The organism is Janthinobacterium tructae (genome assembly GCF_006517255.1).
GTDB classification, from domain to species: Bacteria; Pseudomonadota; Gammaproteobacteria; order Burkholderiales; family Burkholderiaceae_D; genus Janthinobacterium; species Janthinobacterium tructae.
This window is the reverse complement of sequence record NZ_CP041185.1, coordinates 5,194,477-5,214,448: the sequence shown is the minus strand read 5'-3', so window position 1 is coordinate 5,214,448 and position 19,972 is coordinate 5,194,477. Positions and strand designations below refer to the sequence as shown.

General features: G+C 58.2%; 10 protein-coding genes and 2 rRNA genes. 1 reads left to right on the top strand and 11 read right to left on the bottom strand.

The window, feature by feature from the left end; genetic code table 11:
• Nucleotides 1–7: 7 nt before the first annotated feature.
• The 9 genes from FJQ89_RS22935 to puuE form a co-directional block, all read right to left on the bottom strand.
• The gene (locus tag FJQ89_RS22935; protein WP_141171834.1) at nucleotides 8–1,237 is read right to left on the bottom strand and encodes a phospholipase D-like domain-containing protein; all 1,230 of its coding nucleotides are present in this window, start codon (nucleotides 1,235–1,237) and stop codon (nucleotides 8–10) included.
• Nucleotides 1,238–1,253: 16 nt separating this feature from the next.
• A complete protein-coding gene (locus tag FJQ89_RS22930) occupies nucleotides 1,254–2,951 on the bottom strand; it encodes a bifunctional metallophosphatase/5'-nucleotidase (RefSeq protein ID WP_168208509.1) in 1,698 nt (565 codons plus the stop codon).
• A gap of 112 nt (nucleotides 2,952–3,063) precedes the next feature.
• The gene (locus FJQ89_RS22925; RefSeq protein ID WP_141171833.1) at nucleotides 3,064–6,474 is read right to left on the bottom strand and encodes a TonB-dependent receptor; all 3,411 of its coding nucleotides are present in this window, start codon (nucleotides 6,472–6,474) and stop codon (nucleotides 3,064–3,066) included.
• Between the two features lie 794 nt (nucleotides 6,475–7,268).
• Nucleotides 7,269–8,756, bottom strand: coding sequence for an adenosine deaminase family protein (locus FJQ89_RS22920; protein WP_141171832.1), 1,488 nt, complete (start codon nucleotides 8,754–8,756; stop codon nucleotides 7,269–7,271).
• A 43-nt stretch (nucleotides 8,757–8,799) separates the two neighbouring features.
• Nucleotides 8,800–10,116 (bottom strand): guanine deaminase, encoded by a 1,317-nt coding sequence (gene guaD / locus FJQ89_RS22915; RefSeq protein WP_141171831.1) that lies wholly within the window; start codon nucleotides 10,114–10,116, stop codon nucleotides 8,800–8,802.
• 9 nt (nucleotides 10,117–10,125) lie between these two features.
• The gene (gene xdhC, locus FJQ89_RS22910; protein ID WP_141171830.1) at nucleotides 10,126–11,205 is read right to left on the bottom strand and encodes a xanthine dehydrogenase accessory protein XdhC; all 1,080 of its coding nucleotides are present in this window, start codon (nucleotides 11,203–11,205) and stop codon (nucleotides 10,126–10,128) included.
• 10 nt (nucleotides 11,206–11,215) lie between these two features.
• A complete protein-coding gene (gene xdhB / locus FJQ89_RS22905) occupies nucleotides 11,216–13,561 on the bottom strand; it encodes a xanthine dehydrogenase molybdopterin binding subunit (RefSeq protein WP_141171829.1) in 2,346 nt (781 codons plus the stop codon).
• Between the two features lie 10 nt (nucleotides 13,562–13,571).
• The gene (gene xdhA, locus FJQ89_RS22900) at nucleotides 13,572–15,038 is read right to left on the bottom strand and encodes a xanthine dehydrogenase small subunit (RefSeq protein ID WP_141171828.1); all 1,467 of its coding nucleotides are present in this window, start codon (nucleotides 15,036–15,038) and stop codon (nucleotides 13,572–13,574) included.
• A 99-nt stretch (nucleotides 15,039–15,137) separates the two neighbouring features.
• Nucleotides 15,138–16,091, bottom strand: coding sequence for an allantoinase PuuE (puuE, locus tag FJQ89_RS22895; protein ID WP_141171827.1), 954 nt, complete (start codon nucleotides 16,089–16,091; stop codon nucleotides 15,138–15,140).
• Nucleotides 16,092–16,212: 121 nt separating this feature from the next.
• Here puuE and uraH point away from each other — a divergent pair, with 121 nt between their 5' ends.
• Nucleotides 16,213–16,566, top strand: a complete 354-nt coding sequence (uraH, locus tag FJQ89_RS22890; RefSeq protein ID WP_071079294.1) for a hydroxyisourate hydrolase — start codon at nucleotides 16,213–16,215, stop codon at nucleotides 16,564–16,566.
• Between the two features lie 217 nt (nucleotides 16,567–16,783).
• Here the strand turns inward: uraH and rrf are convergent.
• Together rrf and FJQ89_RS22880 are read right to left on the bottom strand one after the other, a co-directional pair.
• Nucleotides 16,784–16,896, bottom strand: a 5S ribosomal RNA gene (rrf, locus tag FJQ89_RS22885).
• A gap of 137 nt (nucleotides 16,897–17,033) precedes the next feature.
• A 23S ribosomal RNA gene (locus FJQ89_RS22880) occupies nucleotides 17,034–19,921 on the bottom strand.
• Nucleotides 19,922–19,972 lie beyond the last annotated feature (51 nt).

Genomic DNA, 19,972 nt, shown 5'->3' with positions numbered 1-19,972 from the left:
TTCACCATCACTCCTTGCCTTGCGGCGCAGCCTTGGCCGGTTTCGGATACTGCCTGTTGATGTCGATCGGCTGCGCATACGCCGAGCTCCACGTCTGCTCATGCAGGGCGGCGATGCGCTGCGCCATGGCATCGTTGCGCAGCACCACTTCCAGGTTGCGCGACAAATCGAAATAGCCACCCGCCCAGTTGCTCGTGCCGACCCAGGCCAGCTTGCCATCGATGCTCATGGTCTTGCTGTGGATCACGCGCGCAAATGGAATGAAACCCGTCGAGGCCGTGGGAATCGTCACGATGCGGATCTCCACGTTCGGCACCAGGGCCAAACTCTTCAGGTAGGCGATGGCCGGCGCTTCCGTGTTCCAGGCGGACACCATCAGCTTGATCTTCACGCCACGCTGGGCGGCCGCGCGCACGGCGTTGTCGATCACGGCGTAGTACGGACGCGTGCGGTTCGGACCGTAGGACAGCGGCGCGTAATCGAGCAGCTGGATGCGCACTTCGCTTTTCGCTTCGGCCAGCAAGGCGGGCAAGCCCGTTTCCGAGTCGCCCACGCCAGCCGGGTTATACGCATTCGGGCTGGCCAGCAGGAAAGCGTTTTGCGCGTAATTGGCGGGCACCACCTTGCTGTTGAGTACCGTGGCGCGGCTGCCTTGCGACGTCAATGCCTGCGCTTGCCAATCCTGTTCGAAAATGGCTTGCACCTGGCCCACCATAGCGGCTTCCGTGATTTTCAAGCCCGTCTCATGGATGTGCTCGAACGAGCGCCAGTCGAAATTCTGGCTGCCGATGTACGCGACCTCGCCATCGACGGCCAGGTATTTCGCGTGCACGATGCCGTTGCCCGTGATTTTATTGAAATCGATGAGGCGCAAGTCCAGGTTCGGAATCGCCTTGATCCGGGCGATGGTCGCCGCTTCCGACAGGCCCACGCCCTTCTGGTCCAGCAGGAAGCGGATCTTCACGCCGCGCTGGCCGGCGGCCGTCAGGCTCGCCAGCACCTTCTCAAAAGCCGTGCCCGGTTTGCTGACGGCATAGAACTGGGCGATGACGATCTCTTTTTTTGCCGAATCGAACAGCTCGCGCCACACGGCAACGGGCTCGCGCAGGTCGGGATTGGTCAAGCTCGTTTCCACGGGCGAGGTGTGCACCAGCTCAAAGCCGGGAATGGTGAAATCGGCGTGGGCCGTGCCCGCGAACAGGGTAGAGACGAGCAGGGAAACAGATAAATGACGCATGCTTATTCCTTGTAAATTATTTGACGCGCACGATGCGCCCTGCCGCCGTGGCGCTGCCGGCGGGCTTGCCGGCACGCGCGCGCGCGATCAGGTAATCGCTGAAGGCATCGATGTCGCGCACGCCCGTGTCGAGTCGGCGCGTGCCGGCCGCCAGCACGGTAAAACGGTCGCCGCCGCCAGCGAGGAAACTGTTGGCAGCGACACGGTATTGTTGATTGTCTTCAAGAGCAATGCCATTGAGCATGATGCTGCCCGGCAGCACGCGCTGGCCTTGCGGCTGCGTGCTGTCCCAGCGATACGTAAAACCTTCGGACACTTGCAACAGGTTGTTGTCTTCCGCTACCGCGCCCGGCCACTGCTGCTCAAGCAGGGTACGGATTTGCGCGCCGGACAGGCTGACGACGATCAGGGTATTACCGAACGGGACCACGGCCTGGTTCTGGCCCACGTTCGTCATCAGGTCGGCGCCCGCTTCCAGGTCCTTGCGGATGCCACCATTGTTCATCAGGCCGATTTGCGCGCCAAAAGCGCGCGCGCCGAACAGGGTGCTGTCAGCCACCAGGTCGCCCAGCGCGGAAGCGCCGCTGCCCTTGGTACTGCGGCCCACGTTCGGCACGGCGATGGCGGCCACGGGACGCGACAATTCTTGCGCGCTGCGCTGCTTGACCGATTCCAGGTAGGCAGCCACGGCCGGGTCCGGCTCATACATGCCTGGCAACATGACGACGTTGTGCGCGCTGGCATCAATCAGCGCATTCTTGACGGGATCGACCTTGAGCTTGATGCGCGTCAGCATATGCCCGCCCATCTGTGCTTGCGTCACGAGCCGACCATCGACACGGCACAGATAGCCCTGGTGCGAATGACCGCTGATGACCAGTTGAATGGCCGGGTCGAGGCGTTTCACCACGTCGACCACTTCACCTTTCAGGTGGCTGCAATCGGGCTGGTCGACGGCTTCGGTCGTCTCGCCGCCCTGGTGCAGCAGCACGACGAACACGCCCACGCCCTGTGCGCGCAACTGCGGCAAGGTGGCGTTGATGGCGTCCGCTTCATCGCCAAACTGCAGGCCGGCAATGCCGGCGGCCGTCACCACGGATGGCGTATCTTTCAGCACGGCGCCGATCAGGCCCACCTTGACGCCATGCGCCTCTTCGATGCGGTAGGCAGGCAGCAGGGACTTGCCCGTTTGCGTGTCGATGACATTGGCCGCCATATAGGTGTAGCTGGCACCCTTGAAATCGGGCGTGAACTTGCACGCCTTGTCGGCGCGCGAGGAGTCGCAACCGCCGCGCTGCTGGCGCAGCAATTCCGCTTTGCCCTGGTCAAATTCATGGTTGCCGACGGAACTGGCCTTCATGCCCAGCATGTTCATGGCGACGATACTCGGTTCGTCCGCCCACAGCGCCGACATGGCGGGGCTGGCGCCGACCAGGTCGCCATTGCCGACAAAAATCAGCTGCGCATCTTCGCGCCGCCAGGCCTTCAATGCGCCGGACAGGGTATCGATGCCGCCCGCCTGCACCGTCTTGCGCTCGGCATCGGCAACGCTCGTGTAGGTAAATTTGCTGCGATCGAGGTTGCCATGGAAGTCGTTCAGGGCGACCAGGTTCACTTCGATCGGGCCGCTGGGCGCAGGCGCCAGGTTGCTGCAGGCGGACAGGATCAGGATCAGGGCCGCGGCAGCGACCGGAGTGCGTAGGAAGTGAGCCATGGAATGATATTTATTGAAAAGGGGAAGAGTAAACCATCTTGTGTATAAAAAAAACGGCTGGTGTCGCCACCAGCCGTTTTTTAGTTTGCCAAGCTACGAGGCAAGGACGAGATTAGAATTCGTACTTGACCGTTGCTTGCAGTGCCCATTGCGATTCGCCTTTGACTTGACGCGTTTCCAGGCCTTCCACCACAGGACGGGTGTTGTACACATACTTGCCGTTTTCCATACCGGCATAGTCAACGAAGCTGCGCACCTGGCCACCGGCGCCCTGGAAGCCCACTTCATTGATGCGGCCCCATTTGCGATTCAGCAGGTTACCGACGTTCAGGATATCGAAGGTAATGATGCCTTTGTTACCCTTGAAGAAGCCCGGTACTTCCTGGCTCATGCGCACATCGAAGCTGTTGGTCCATGGAGAAAAGCTCTCGTTACGGCCGATCACGCCACCTTTGGCTTTGCGCAGGTCGCCATTGGCGTTGACCACTTTCCAGAACGCTGCCTCGTTGGCGGCGCGCGCTGCTGGCGTCCCACCGGCGAACACCACTTCGCCCGAACCTGGCGCGCTAGGGATGTACATCAGGTCGTTGCCAGCCAGGCCGTCACCGTTCAAGTCATTGTTGATGGTCCAGCTGTATGGTTTGCCGCTACGGCCTTCATAGAACAGACCGAAGGTGGTCTTGTATTCGCCGAAGAAACGTTTTTGCCAGTTGACGTTGGCGGTAAAGCGATCCTTGACCAGATAGTTCGAGTTAGACGCCACGTTTTCGTTCGGATTGAAGACGGCACGGCCGCCCCAGTTCGAGCTCGAGGTCGAAGACGTCAGCGGCGATACTTCAGTGCCATCGGTATAGGTGTACGACGAGCCCCACGACAGGCCATCACGGGTCGGGCTGCGCACCGACAGGGTCAGCACGTTCGACTCGCCCTTGTCGGTATTTTTAGCCATCAGCACCTGGCCGAAGGAGGCGTTGCTGCCAGCCTTGGTCAAGGCGCTGCAATTGGCGCCGCCGATCAGGGCGCCATTTGCATTCCAGCAAGCCGTATTGTAGGCGTTAGGGCCATAGTACATTGGACGGCCATCGCTACCGGTTGCCGTTGGCGCGCCCATGTTCAGCTCTTCGTAGTAAATCGCGCTCTTGGTCTGGAAACGCAGGTATTCCGCGCTGACAATCAGACCCATCCATGGCAGCTCATGTTCGATGGCCAGGTTGGCTTTCCATACCGATGGTTGCGCCAGGTTCGGGCTCAGGGCATCAACCTTCATTGCCGGGATAACCGCTGGCACGCTCATTGGCTGCTTGGTTGGATCGGGATTGAAGAAGCCATCGGTGGTCGGGCAAGTGCCGGCCGACGAGGCGCAGGTAATGTTCTGGGTTGCCATACCGGTGTTCTGGTATGGATTGCCCAGCCAGACGCTCATCGCCGCGCCCTGGAACAAGCCGAAGCCGCCGCGAATTTGCGTCGGACGCGCCGATTCCAGCTTGTAGTTAAAGCCAAAACGTGGCTGATACAAGTTTTCGCCGTCGATGGTATGCGAGTTATCGATACCGAAACCGCCGGTCTGACGACCGTTAGGCGTGGTACGAGCGACAGTTGCCTGTGCTGCACGCGCATTGTAGATCGGCTTTTCACCGATGCGGGTGCCGTCGATGCGCAGGCCGGCGGTCAACGTCAGCTGCTTGTTGACTTCCCAGGTATCTTGCAGGAACAGGCCGATGTTTTTCAGCGAGAACGTCGCCACGGCATCGTCAAGCGTACGGCCTGCTTGTGGCACCTGATAGGTGTACGAGCTAGGACGGCCACGGCTGAAGTTTTCCAGCACGGCTGCCTGCAATTGCGCTGCCGTGGCAGAACCGCAGTTGATGGCGCCGAACGAATAGGCAAACGTGGCACTGCTGTTAATACAGCCGAAGGTGTAGTTACCGTTGACGTTTTGCAGGAACGCATTATAGATGTCGTTCTTGCTATAGTCGGTACCGAACTTGACTTCATGGTCGCCCAGCGACCAGGTACCGGCTGCGTAGAAATCCTTGGTTTTGGTCCCAAGAATATTACGCTGACGGCTCAGTTCGGTACCAAAGTTCAGGAAGCGGTTGCCGGTAGCCAGGTTCGAAGGTGCGCCAGCTGGCAGCGCGCCGCTGAACTGCAGGCCGATTGCCGGCAGATAAGCGTTGTTGCGCGGTACGCTGTCGTAGTCGCGCGACGACACTTTGACTTCGGTCGAGAAGGTCGGGGTCCACTCGGCGGTCCATTGACCAACCAGGGTTTCCAGGCTCTTGTTCTGGTCATACCAGTACGAGCTCAGCGACAGGCCAGTGCCGGAAAAACCGGTGTAAATCGGCTCGGACTGTTCAGTCTTGGTGTAACGCAGCATCATGCGCTGGGTGTCGGTCAGGTTCCAGTCCAGCTTGAGCAACTTTTCCGTCGCCGTGAATTCGGAACCCGCAGGAACTGCCGAAGTACCGGCATCGATACCGTATTTATCCTTGGCAATAGCAACCGCGCTATCGATGGCACCTTGGGTAATAGCAACGTTGGTCTGTGCGCTGCCGACAGGGCCGAATGCTGGCGCGCCGCGCGAGCTGGTGGTTTTTTCGTAGTTGGCAAACAGGAACAGTTTGTCTTCGATCAGCGGGCCGCCCAGGGTAATACCCTTGGTGGTGTCTTTCGATTTTGGCGGTGCGTAGTAAGTGTCGTCGGTGCTGTTGTAACGGTCGCCCGACATGGTGTCGTTACGGAAAGCGTAGTAGACACTCCCCTTGACCTTGTTGGTGCCCGATTTGGTCACAGCGTTGACGTTCGCACCGGTGTAGCCTTTTTGGGTGACGTCATAGTTGGCAACGTTAACCTGAACCGACTGGATCGCTTCGATCGAAATTGGCTGCTTGCCGGTCGCGGTACCGGACGCTTCCAGGCCGAAGGTGTCGTTCACGGCCACGCCGTCAATCGTCATCGAGTTGTAGCGCGAGTTTTGACCGGCAACGGAGATTTCACCGCGCTCTTTGTCGGTTTGCGACAGGCGTGGGTCGGCGCGGGCATAGTCTTGCAGGCTGCGCGAGATCGATGCCTGGGTAGCCAGTTCGGTCGGGCCGATATTGGTGCCGGCACCCATGTTGTTCCGGTTGAAAACCTGATTGCGAACAGCATTGGTGCTGACTTTCACCACTTGCATGTCGGCGCCCAGCGTGGCGTCGACGTTGGCCGTTTCGGCCAGGGCGATATACACGCCTTCGCGTTTTTCTACCACGCCATTCTTGGTGATAGTGATGGTGTAAGGACCGCCTGCGCGCAAGCCACGGGCAACGTAACGGCCTTCCGCATCGGTCGTCACATTGCTGACGGAACCCGATTCGGTATGCACGATGGTAACGGTGGCACCAGCTGCCGGCTTGCCGTCGGTGGCCGAGATACGGCCGCCGATGGAAGACGTAGTGTTCTGTGCGAACGATGGTGCCGCCGCCAGTGCAATAGACAGGCTTAACGCGATTTGCGTTAGCCGAAGTCGCTTGTGATTGATCATCTTTAACCCCAGAAAAGACTATTATTTTTTGAAAATCCTGGATTGCCCCACTGTCCGGCTGCGCCGCACAGCAACACAAACACAACATTTCCTCTTTACGATACTGCAACTGTTACGCCGGCTGGACTGGCTGCTGGCCCTGACAAGACCTTGCACAAATGCCTTTCCACTCATCACAAGCATCGATATTTCAAGCAATAACGGCGAGAAACGTGCTCTCTTCCGTACAACACGGGGCGCTAGCACCTGTGTCATACACCCGACATACCTACCCGGCTAACATGGCAAGCCGCGAGTGTAATTGTTAAATATTTCAAGCCTGTGACATGGCGGCAAGAAGCAGGAAAATGTCGTCATTTATTCCATTGACTGTTCGTTTTCACCCTGCATCTCACCTTTATTTACTGCAAATACCCATCTTCATACGCTATCAGCCATATGAATTGTGACTTTTTAATATCACACTCATCCCACTATGCATCATCAAAAAATGGATGACAAATACGTTTTTTTTTACATATTTATATATTTTAAGTATAAATAACATGTGGTAACTAGCTGCATTGATATCGTGTGACAGCGTCCGGGCTTATGGCGCGAGATTATAAATGAGCAATATGTACTTGAAATTGATTCATCCAGGAAATTGTATAACGTCGTGCATCTGCCTTTAATTGTGTCGCATGGTCGCCACAAAATTGACAAAATAACATCTTAGGGATTTGGGAGAGGAAATGGAAAACGGCCGGAAGATCCGGCCGTTCAAAGAGTATCAGTCGCTAACGTCGTACAACTTACGGTTTTCCGCTCTTGCCTGCCTTGTCGGCAGCGGCAATTTGCGCTTCAAAACGGCTGAAACGGGCATCGAGTGCTTTCAGCAAACGCTGCTTGTCGCCTTCAGCCAAAAACGAATAACGCAGGCTGTTATACGACAGCTTTTTGATTTCCGCATAATCGGTCTTGTACTGGCTGGCAAACAGCACGTACTCATTCGACAGGGTATTGCGCGAAACGCCCGCATCATCGGTGGAGATCACGAAGGGCACGCCGTACTTGCGGTACAGGGTGATCGGATGGGCCTGGCCCTTGATGCCGAGAATGTAATCGTTGCTGGTCAGGTTCACTTCCACGGGAATATTGCGTTCACGCATCTTCTGCATGGTGGCCAGCGCATTGTGCTCGTAGGCGATATCCATGCCATGGCCGATACGGTCCGCGCCGGCCACATCGACGGCTTCGGCGATATGGAACGCCATGCCTTCCGGCGGCACCATGCCCAGCGCCAGCTCACCGGCATGCAAGGCGATCTTGACGTTCGGATATTTTGCCTTGAGGAACTTGAACATTTCCATGTGCAGACTGTAATCGCGCATGGACACGTTCACGCTTTCCTGGCCCACGATATTCACGCCCACCAGCAGCGGATTCAGGCTGGCTGCCTTGAACGCGGCCACCATCGAGGAAAAAACTTGCGATGGCGACAGGAAACGCAGCACATACGCCTGGTAACGCATGGTGAAATTCGCATCGTCGATGCCGGCGCTGCTGGCGTTCACGTTGTCGTTGTAGGCGGTGATGCTTTTCTGGAAGCTGGCGTCCTGCTCCAGGCTGCCTGTCCAGTTGGCCAGCACGGCTTGCAGGGCTGCCGGCGGCAAGCCCGGCGCCAGCACCTGCTGGTCGAACTGCGCATTCTGCACGAACGGCGACAGTTCGAAAATCGTCTCGATGTAGCTGAGGTTTTCCGCGATGGCGCGCTGCTTCAGGGTTTTCAGGCCGTCCGCCGTATTGCTCGACGCCACGGGGCCGAAGTAGCCAAACGTATCAAAGAAAGTACGGTCCGGTGGCGTCTGGATGGCGCCATGGTTGTAGAAATCCTTGGTCGACCAGCGCTGCAACAATTGCGCATACAGGCCAGCATCGGCAAACACTTCCGTGGACGACAGGCAGCCACGCTGTGCGGCGGGCTTGGCGCGTTCGGCCGCCACGACATCCTTGTTGCTTTCGATGCGATACGTCGTCTTGTTGACGCAATAGTTTTCCTTGTCGACCCAATCGAGGAATTGCTCGGCGTAAATGGCGCCCGAGTAATGGTGATGCAAATCGCCGCCCTTGGGCATCATGGAAAAGAACAGGCTCAACTCGGCTGTCTTCGGCTGCGCGCCGGCAAGCAGGGCCGCAAAATGGCGCGCGGTGGCCGCTTCATTGGAAGACGGGGCGGCATGCGCCGTTCCGGTCAATGCCAGCGCGGCGCCAAGCGCCAGGCCAGTGAGTTTCTTGTGCATTCGCGTTCTCGCTCAGGATAATTCGTATGGAACAACGGGTAGGTCAGCCCTGCCCCCGCACATGCACGCATTGCCCGCCTGAATAGGTGGCGGCCACGGCACGGTCGTCGCCCAGCAGCGCGAAGGCAAACAACAATTCCTCCAGGCTTTGACAGCCAGCCGTGCGACGCGCCAGCAGCGGCGTCGATTGCTTGTCGAGCACGATGAAGTCCGCTTCCGTGCCTGCCGTGAAATTGCCCAGGGTACCTTCCAGTTGCATGGCCCGTGCAGCACCCAGGGTCGCCAGGTAAAACATGCGCAAGGCGGGCAGATAGCTGCCTTTCAAGCGTGCTACTTTATAGGCTTCGTTCATGGTTTGCAACATCGAGAACGAGGTGCCGCCGCCCACGTCGGTGGCCAGCGACAGCAGCACTTTCGCCGCATCGGCTCGCTCGAAATCGAAAAGGCCGCTGCCGAGGAACAAGTTGGAGGTGGGACAAATGGCGGCCGCCGAGGACGTTTCCGCCATGCGCGCGCGGTCGCGCTCGTCGAGCCAGATGCAATGGCCGAACATGGCGCGCGGGCGCAGCATGCCGTACTGGTCATACACATCGAGGTAGCTGCGCGCCTGCGGGTGCAGTTCACGCACCCAGCGGCATTCATCCTCGTTTTCCGACACGTGGGTCTGCAGATACGTATCCGGATAGGCGCGCGCCAGTTCGCCCGCCAGGTGCATCTGTTCATTCGTGGACGTCGGCACGAAGCGGGGCGTGATCGCATACAGCGAGCGGCCATGCTTGTGCCAGCGCCGGATCAACTCTTCGCTTTCGCGTGCGCCCGACTCGGCCGTGTCGCGAAGGAACTCGGGACAGTTGCGGTCCATCATGACCTTGCCCGCCACCATGCGCAAGCCGCGCGCCTCGCTGGCACCAAAGAAGGCATCGACCGATTGCGGATGCACACTGCCATACACCATGGCCGTGGTGGTGCCGCAGCGCAGCAGTTCATCGAGGAAAAACTCGGCGACATTGCGCGCATGCACAGGGTCTTCAAATGCGCGCTCGGTGGGGAAGGTGTACGTTTCCAGCCACGGCAGCAAACCGGGCGCTGGCGAAGCGATCATTTCCGTCTGCGGGAAATGCAGATGCGTGTCGATAAAACCGGGCACGATCAGCTTGCCGCGGTAATCGACGATATGCGTGCCAGGCGGCAAAGTCGCCTGCAGTGCAGAGTAATCGCCTGCCGCCAAGACCTTGCCTTCGGCCACGATCAGCAAGCCATCCGCATGCCAGGCGTGCGCCTCCTCGGTGAAAGCGGGATCGGCGTGGAAGTGCAGCAAGCTGGCACGATAAGCTTGCAATGTGGCAGGAACAATCGGCATGACTTCTTTCTATAACGGATGAATGGCGACGCGTGTCGGGCGACGCGGAGGCGCGCTGGCAGAGGCCAGCCGCAGCGGTGCGGCCAGGGCCGCGCTGGCGGCTTCTTCCCACACCATGAGTAATTGACAGGCAACGGAAGCGGCGATCACGGCCGGCGCCTTGTTGTGGATACCTGGCATGCCGATCGGGCACACCATGGCGGCAATGCGCTCGTCCGGAACGCCGCGCGCCTGCAGGCGGTGCTCGAACTGCTTGCGTTTCGTGTGCGAACCGATCAAGCCAAACCAGCCCGCATCCTCGCGCTCCATGATGGCTTGCGTCAAGCGTTGATCGAGCGCATGGCTGTGCGTCATGACGAGAAAACTGCCGCCGGGCGGCGCCATGGCGACAAATTCCTCGGGCGTATCGGTGGCAGCGATGCGCACGTTATCTGGCAATCCCGCAGGCAATGCAGCGGAAAACATGTCTTCGCGTTCATCGACCCAGGTGATAGTGCAGGGCAAATCGGCCAGCGCGCGCACGATGGCGGCGCCCACGTGGCCGGCACCAAACAAGGTCAGATGGGCGCGCGGCGCCAGGCAAGGGTCGACCAGCCAGCGCCGCCCTTCACTCCCCTGCGCAACATGGGTTGCGCGTTCGCGTGAAAACGTGTCGGGCGCCTGGCCCGGCGTGCCAGCGATCAAGCTACCGGCCGCATCGAACAGGGCCGACGCGCTCTCACCATCGAGTGCCGCCAGACGCCAACTATCGTGCTGGCGGCGCTCGCGCAAAGCGGCCAGCAATGTTTTCAGGCTGGCATCGACATATTCAAAAGCCAGATGGACGACGCCGCCGCAGCATTGCCCGAGGCTGGGACCGAGCGCAAAACGCTCGAGCCGCGCATGCGTGTCACCCGTGGCCAGCATGCTCTTGGCGATTTCCACGGCGCGCAGTTCCAGGTGGCCGCCGCCGATGGTATCCATTTGACCATCGAGGGTGACGCGCATCTTCGCGCCCGCTTCGCGCGGTCCGGAACCTTCCACCAGAGCGACCGTCACCAGCACGGATGCCTGCGTGTCATCGTCCATCACTGTCAGCCAGTCGCTCATCGTCAACTCCTTAAGCGGCCACGCCGGCCGCTTGCACGGCCATGACCGCCTTGAGGATTTCCTCGCTGGTGGCGGGGGCATTGAGCGGTGGTTGCACGGCGTGATGGCCCACGCTGGAAATGGCGTCGCGGATGGCAAAGAACACAGAAAACGGCAGCAGCAGCGGCGGCTCGCCCACGGCTTTGGAACGGTGGATGCTGTCTTCCACGTTGCGGTTCTGGAACAGCTTGACGCGAAAATCTTCCGGGCAATCGGAAATGCCGGGAATCTTGTATGTCGATGGCGCGTGCGTCATCAGCTTGCCCGCCGCATTCCACCATAGCTGTTCTGTCGTCAGCCAACCCATGCCCTGAATAAATGCCCCTTCCACCTGACCCAGATCAATCGCCGGATTCAATGACTCACCCGCATCGTACAAGGCGTCCGCGCGCAGCAGTTTCCATTCCCCCGTCAGGGTATCGACCACCACTTCAGCCACGGCCGCGCCATATGCGTAATACGAAAACGGATGGCCCGTCATCGTCTTTGCATCCCACGACAGGCCCGGCGTGGCATAAAAACCATCCGACCACAGTTGTACGCGGGCCAGGTAAGCCTTCTGCACCAGCTCGGCAAACGGCACGACATGGCCGTTGACGTGGATATGGTTATCGAAGAAGCGCACGCAAGCCGCCTCACCGCCATACAGTTTGACCGCGTAATCGGCCAGGCGTTCACGGATCTGGCGCGCCGCATCCTGCGCCGCCTTGCCGTTCAGGTCGGCGCCGGTGGATGCCGCCGTGGCCGACGTGTTCGCCACCTTGCTGGTGTCGGTGGCCGTGGCGCGCACGCGCTCCAGGTCCAGGCCCAGCTCGTGCGCCACCACCTGCATGACCTTGGTATTGATGCCCTGCCCCATTTCCGTGCCACCATGGTTGACCAGCACGGAGCCATCGACGTACACGTGGACCAGCGCACCGGCCTGGTTCAGATGCGTGACGTTGAAGGCGATACCGAATTTCAGGGGCGTGAATGCCAGGCCCTTCTTCAGGATGGGGCTGGCCTCGTTGTAGGCATCGATGGCGCGGCGGCGCGTGCGGTAATCGCTGCTCACTTCGAGTTCGGCAACCAGTTCATGGATCACGTTGTCGACGATGGTCTGCCCGTACGGCGTGACATTACGTCCTTCCACATCGTTGCGGCCGTAGAAATTGAGCAGGCGAATATCGAGCGCATCGCGTTGTAAATGGCGGGCGATTTCATCGATCACGTACTCGATGGCGATGGCGCCCTGCGGTCCGCCGAAGCCCCGGAAAGCCGTGTTCGACTGCGTATTCGTCTTGCCGCAGGCGGCGCGGATATCCACGTCGGACAAATAATAGGTATTGTCGAAGTGGCAGACGGCGCGCGTGGCGACGGGGCCGGACAAGTCCGCCGAATAGCCGGCGCGCGTGGTCATGTCGACCTTGGCGGCAAGGATCTTGCCATCGTCGTCGTAGCCCACTTCGTATTCATAATAAAAACAGTGGCGCTTGCCCGTCACCAGCATATCGTCGTCGCGGTCGGCGCGCAATTTGACGGGACGCTTCAGTTTGGCCGCCGCAATCGATGCGGCCGCCGCCCACAGGGCCGACTGCGACTCCTTGCCGCCGAAACCGCCGCCCATGCGCCGGCATTCGACCGTAATGTTGTGCGAATGCACGCCCAGCGCATGCGCCACCACGTGCTGCATCTCGCTCGGGTGCTGGGTCGAACACAGCACCAGCATGCCCTGCGCTTCCTTCGGGATGGCGTAGGAAATCTGCCCTTCCAGGTAAAACTGTTCCTGCCCGCCCACGTACAGCTGGCCCTTGACCACATGCGGCGCCGTCTCGAACGCTGCCTGGTAGTTGCCGCGCGTCAGCTGCATGGGCGGCAGCACATACGATTGCGCGGCCTTGGCCGCCTGCGGCGTCATGATCGCGGGCAATTCCTCGTACGACACTTGCGCCAGGCGGGCGGCGCGGCGCGCATGGTCGTGTGTATCGGCCACCACGATGAAGATGGGCTGGCCCACGTATTGCACCAGCTCCGCAGTCAGGATGGGATCGTCATGGATGATGGGGCCGCAATCATTGGTACCGGGAATGTCCTGCGCCGTGTAGACAGCGACGACCCCCTGCGAGCCGCGCACGGCCGACAAATCCATGGCCGTGATGCGCGCATGCGGCTTTTGCGACAGGCCCAGTGCCGCGTGCAAGGTACCTTGCAGTTCGGCGATATCGTCCGTGTACGTCGCTTGCCCCAGCACATGCAATTGCGCCGATTCATGCGGGCTGGGCTTGCCCACGGCGGCCCAGGTGGCCGCTTGCAATTCGGGCGTGACAGGATGGTTCATGCTGCTCCTTTCAAGCGCGGCAAGCGTAGGCGTTGATGGCAGTGCGCAGCAAAGGCGCACCGAAGCGTGTTTCCAGCCAGAAGCGGCGCAGCAGGTTTTGCGCCGTCGTCATGCGATAGGTATTCGAGGCGCGCATGTCGGACAGCGGTGCGTAGTCGTCGGCCAGCAAGCGCATGGCGATAACGAGGTTATCTTCCGTCCACGCTTGTCCGCGCAGAAACGCTTCCGTTTGCGCGGCGCGTTGCGGCGTGGCCGCCATGCCGCCAAAGGCGATGCGCGCATCAATGATGTGCTCGCCGTCGAGCTGGAAGGCAAACGCGGCGCACACGGCCGAGATATCCTGGTCAAAGCGTTTCGCCAGTTTATACGTGCGAAAATGCACATTGGCACGCGACAAGGGCACGCGCACAGCTTCGACGAATTCACCGGGCTGCAGATCTTTCTTTTGGTAACCTTGATAGAAATTTTCCAACGGCATGATGCGCTGGCCGGCAAGTCCGCGCAGCACGATCTCGCTGCCCAGCGCAATCAGCCACGGCATCGAGTCGCCGATGGGCGAACCATTGGCCACATTGCCGCCCAGGGTGCCGGCATTGCGGATCGGCAAGGAAGCAAAGCGCTGCCACAATTCCGACAACTCTTGCGGATAATGCTCGCACAGCGCCGCATAGGCATCGTTCAGGCTGGCGCCGGCGCCAATCTGCAGCTTGCCGTCAACGATGGCGATGGTTTTCAGCGCGGCAACGTTACCCAGATAAATGATGTCGCCCAGGTCGCGCAATTGCTTGGTGACCCACAGGCCCACATCGGTGGAACCGGCCAGCAGGCACGCTTGCGGCTTTGCCGTGCGCAGCGCCACCAGTTCATCGATGCTGCGCGGCGCGTGGAAGTGCTGGCCGCCGTGCTCATAAGTGCTCAGGCTAGCGCGCTGCAACCCCTGCAATTGCTGCACCAGGGCATCGCGGTCGAATGCGACATGCGGCAGTTCGCCCATGCGCCTGGCCGCATCGATGATGGGCCGGTAACCCGTGCAGCGGCACAGATTGCCCGACAGCGTATCGTCGATTTCGCAGCGCGTGGGCGTCTCACCGTTTTTCTGCAGATACATGCCCCACAGCGACATGACAAAGCCGGGCGTGCAAAAGCCGCATTGGGAACCGTGGCATTCGACCATCGCCTGCTGCACCGGGTGCAAGGCGCCATCGGGCTGCTGCAAGTCTTCCACGGTAAACAGGGCCTTGCCGTCGAGGGTGGGCGTGAGCTGGATGCAGGCGTTGACGGCCTTCATCTCGACCTGGCCATCCACCAGGCTGCCGATGACCACCGTGCAAGCGCCGCAATCGCCTTCCGCGCAGCCCTCCTTGGTGCCCGTGCAATGCAAGTCCTCGCGCAGGTGCTGCAACACAGTCTGCGTAGGGGCGGCGTTGCGTACTTCCTGTACGGCACCACGATAATAAAAGCGGATCGGTTCTGACATGCTGGCCTCGGTATAGTCCCAGTATAGGAGATTAACACCGGCATATGGGACAACTATATGCAAAGACTGATTTTACTTATCATCCAATATCAATACCCATCAAACACCATAGGGGTGGTTCGCATGCCAGTGCTCGGCAATATCGATGCGGCGCGTGATCCACACCTGCTCATGGCCCTGCACATAGTCGAGGAAGCGCGCCAGCGCCGCAGCCCGCCCCGGCCGCCCCACCAGGCGGCAATGCAAGCCCACGGACAACATCTTCGGCTGGTTCAAGCCGTTCGGATCGCCTTCCGCATACAGCACATCGAAGGCATCCTTCAGATAATCGAAAAACTGCGTGCCCGAATTGAAACCCTGCATGGCGGCAAAACGCATGTCGTTCGTATCCAGGGTGTAAGGCACGATCAGCTGCGGCTGCATGGCAGGCATACCGGCGGCATCCGTGTACGCCACCTTTTCCCAGAAAGGCAGGTCATCGCCATAATAATCGGCGTCATAGCGGAAACCGCCATGCTCGACCACCAGTTTGCGCGTATTGGGTGAATCGCGCCCGGTATACCAGCCTTGCGGGGCGGAACCCGTCAATTCGCGGATGATCTGCACGGCCTCGCGCATATGTGCGCGTTCCGTCGCTTCATCCATGTTTTGATAGGAAATCCAGCGCAATCCATGACAGGCGATTTCATGTCCCAGTTGCTGAAAGGCGGCTACCGCATCCGGGTTGCGCTTCAAGGCCATCGAGACGCCAAACACGGTCAGCGGCAGGCGCCGCTCCTCGAACATGCGCAGCAAGCGCCACAATCCGGCACGCGAACCGTATTCATAAATCGACTCCATGCTCAGGTGGCGCGCAGGGAATGCGGCCGCACCGATCATTTCGGATAAAAACGTTTCCGAGGCGGCATCGCCATGCAGCACGTTGTTTTCCGCCCCCTCCTCGTAATTGAGAACGAATTGCAGGGCGATGCGGGCCTTGCCCGGCCATTGCGGATGGGGTGGCGTGCGGCCATAGCCGATCAAGTCGCGTGGATAATGTTCGTAATTGTTCATGCGGAGGCGCGCCTATAGGAGGACAATGTTGGCTATATGCCCAATCATATAGCCGGGCGCAGTCGCCGGTATATGATTTGCACAATAAGCACATTCACTCACCCTATATACAGGATAGCAAATGGGAAAACTCAGCACGCATGTACTCGATATCGCCCACGGCAGACCGGGAGCCGGCGTCAAGGTGGCCCTGTTTTCCGTCGCGCCGGAAGGCAAAGTGTTATTGAAGATGGATATGACGAACAGCGACGGCCGCTGTAGTTCACCCTTGCTGGAAGGCGACAGCATGAAAGCGGGCCAGTACGAACTGGTATTCAACGCAGGCGACTATTTCGCCGCCCAGGGCGTGGAACTGCCCTCGCCCCGCTTCATCGACCTGGTCACCCTGGCCTTCGGCATTGCGCATACGGATGAGAATTATCATGTGCCGCTGGTGGTATCGCCGTGGTCGTATTCCACTTATCGTGGTAGCTGATGCCACGACGCCAACAATGTTGTCGGATTACGCTACGCTAATCCGACCTACCGGCTCTGACCGCAGGTCGGCGTAGGTTGGCGTAGGTTGGCGTAGGTCGGCTTAGCGCAACGCGCGTAAGCCGACAGCCACCACCAGCACCAGCAGCAAACAAAACCACCAGACGAAAAAAAACCCGACCATTGCTGGTCGGGTTTTTCTCTACTGCGAATAACAAGCCTGACGATAACCTACTTTCACACTGGTTGCAGCACTATCATCGGCGCAAAGTTGTTTCACGGTCCTGTTCGGGATGGGAAGGGGTGGGACCAACTTGCTATGGTCATCAGGCATAACTTGTACTGGCATTTGTCCTCAGTGGAGCGACAAAGCCTGAATCCGGAAGAAGCAAAGATTGGGTAATGAATAGTAGTATCAACAAACACGCAACGTTGTACCGTCTTATCCTCTGTACCTGCTAAGGTTATAGGGACAAGCCGTACGGGCAATTAGTACTGGTTAGCTTAATGCATTACTGCACTTCCACACCCAGCCTATCAACGTCCTGGTCTCGAACGACCCTTCAAAGAGCTCAAGGCTCTGGGAAATCTCATCTCAAGGCAAGTTTCCCGCTTAGATGCTTTCAGCGGTTATCTCTTCCGTATTTAGCTACCCGGCAATGCCACTGGCGTGACAACCGGTACACCAGAGATACGTCCACTCCGGTCCTCTCGTACTAGGAGCAGCCCCCTTCAAATTTCCAACGCCCACGGCAGATAGGGACCAAACTGTCTCACGACGTTTTAAACCCAGCTCACGTACCACTTTAAATGGCGAACAGCCATACCCTTGGGACCGGCTACAGCCCCAGGATGTGATGAGCCGACATCGAGGTGCCAAACTCCCCGTCGATATGAACTCTTGGGAGGAATCAGCCTGTTATCCCCAGAGTACCTTTTATCCGTTGAGCGATGGCCCTTCCATACAGAACCACCGGATCACTATGTCCTACTTTCGTACCTGCTCGACTTGTCAGTCTCGCAGTTAAGCACGCTTATGCCATTGCACTATCAACACGATGTCCGACCGTATCTAGCGTACCTTCGAACTCCTCCGTTACACTTTAGGAGGAGACCGCCCCAGTCAAACTGCCTACCATGCACTGTCCCCGATCCGGATAACGGACCAAGGTTAGAACCTCAAACAAACCAGGGTGGTATTTCAAGGTTGGCTCCACGAGAACTAGCGTCCCCGCTTCAAAGCCTCCCACCTATCCTACACAGATTGGTTCAAAGTCCAATGCAAAGCTACAGTAAAGGTTCATGGGGTCTTTCCGTCTAGCCGCGGGTAGATTGCATCATCACAAACATTTCAACTTCGCTGAGTCTCGGGAGGAGACAGTGTGGCCATCGTTACGCCATTCGTGCAGGTCGGAACTTACCCGACAAGGAATTTCGCTACCTTAGGACCGTTATAGTTACGGCCGCCGTTTACTGGGACTTCAATCAAGAGCTTGCACCCCATCATTTAATCTTCCAGCACCGGGCAGGCGTCACACCCTATACGTCCACTTTCGTGTTTGCAGAGTGCTGTGTTTTTATTAAACAGTCGCAGCCACCAGTTTATTGCAACCCTTTCACCCTTCTGGAGTAAACCAGTCAAGCTACCGGGGCGTACCTTTTCCCGAAGTTACGGTACCAATTTGCCGAGTTCCTTCTCCCGAGTTCTCTCAAGCGCCTTAGAATACTCATCTCGCCCACCTGTGTCGGTTTGCGGTACGGTCTCGTATGACTGAAGCTTAGAGGCTTTTCTTGGAACCACTTCCGATTGCTTCATGCACAAGTGCACTCGTCTCAACCCCTTGAATTCCGCACCCGGATTTGCCTAAGTGCCTTCTATGAGCCAAAAACCAACTATTCCAACAGTTGGACAACCTTCCGCGATCCGTCCCCCCATCGCATCATACGACGGTGCAGGAATATTAACCTGCTTCCCATCAGCTACGCATCTCTGCCTCGCCTTAGGGGCCGACTCACCCTGCTCCGATGAACGTTGAACAGGAAACCTTGGGCTTACGGCGTGGAGGCTTTTCACCCCCATTATCGCTACTCATGTCAGCATTCGCACTTCTGATACCTCCAGCATCCTTTACAAGACACCTTCGCAGGCTTACAGAACGCTCTCCTACCATATATATCTGTGATAAATCACAGAACAATATCCGCAGCTTCGGTGACTGGCTTAGCCCCGTTACATCTTCCGCGCAGGACGACTCGATCAGTGAGCTATTACGCTTTCTTTAAATGATGGCTGCTTCTAAGCCAACATCCTGACTGTTTTAGCCTTCCCACTTCGTTTTCCACTTAGCCAATCTTTGGGACCTTAGCTGGCGGTCTGGGTTGTTTCCCTCTTGACGCCGGACGTTAGCACCCGACGTCTGTCTCCCAAGCTCGCACTCATCGGTATTCGGAGTTTGCAATGGTTTGGTAAGTCGCAATGACCCCTAGCCATAACAGTGCTCTACCCCCGATGGTGATACTTGAGGCACTACCTAAATAGTTTTCGGAGAGAACCAGCTATTTCCAAGTTTGTTTAGCCTTTCACCCCTACCCACAGCTCATCCCCTAATTTTTCAACATTAGTGGGTTCGGACCTCCAGGGCGTGTTACCGCACCTTCATCCTGGCCATGAGTAGATCACTTGGTTTCGGGTCTACACCCAGCGACTGATCGCCCTATTCGGACTCGATTTCTCTACGGCTTCCCTATGCGGTTAACCTTGCCACTGAATGTAAGTCGCTGACCCATTATACAAAAGGTACGCAGTCACGGAACAAGTCCGCTCCTACTGTTTGTATGCACACGGTTTCAGGATCTATTTCACTCCCCTTCCGGGGTTCTTTTCGCCTTTCCCTCACGGTACTGGTTCACTATCGGTCGATTACGAGTATTTAGCCTTGGAGGATGGTCCCCCCATATTCAGACAGGATGTCACGTGTCCCGCCCTACTTGTCGTACGCTTAGTACCACCGGTCCGATTTCACATACGGGGCTATCACCCACTATGGCTCCTATTTCCAGAGGATTCTGTTATCGGTCCGACTATCACGTACAGGCTCTTCCCATTTCGCTCGCCGCTACTTTGGGAATCTCGGTTGATTTCTTTTCCTGCAGCTACTTAGATGTTTCAGTTCGCCGCGTTCGCCTTGCATACCTATGTATTCAGTATGCAATACCCTAAAAGGGTGGGTTGCCCCATTCGGAAATCTGCGGATCAAAGTGTGTTTGCTCACTCCCCGCAGCTTATCGCAAGCTACTACGTCCTTCATCGCCTGTAATCGCCAAGGCATCCACCATGTGCACTTATTCGCTTGTCCCTATAACGTTAGCCTCTCATCATTTGCATGATGAAAGAGCGCTACAGGGAT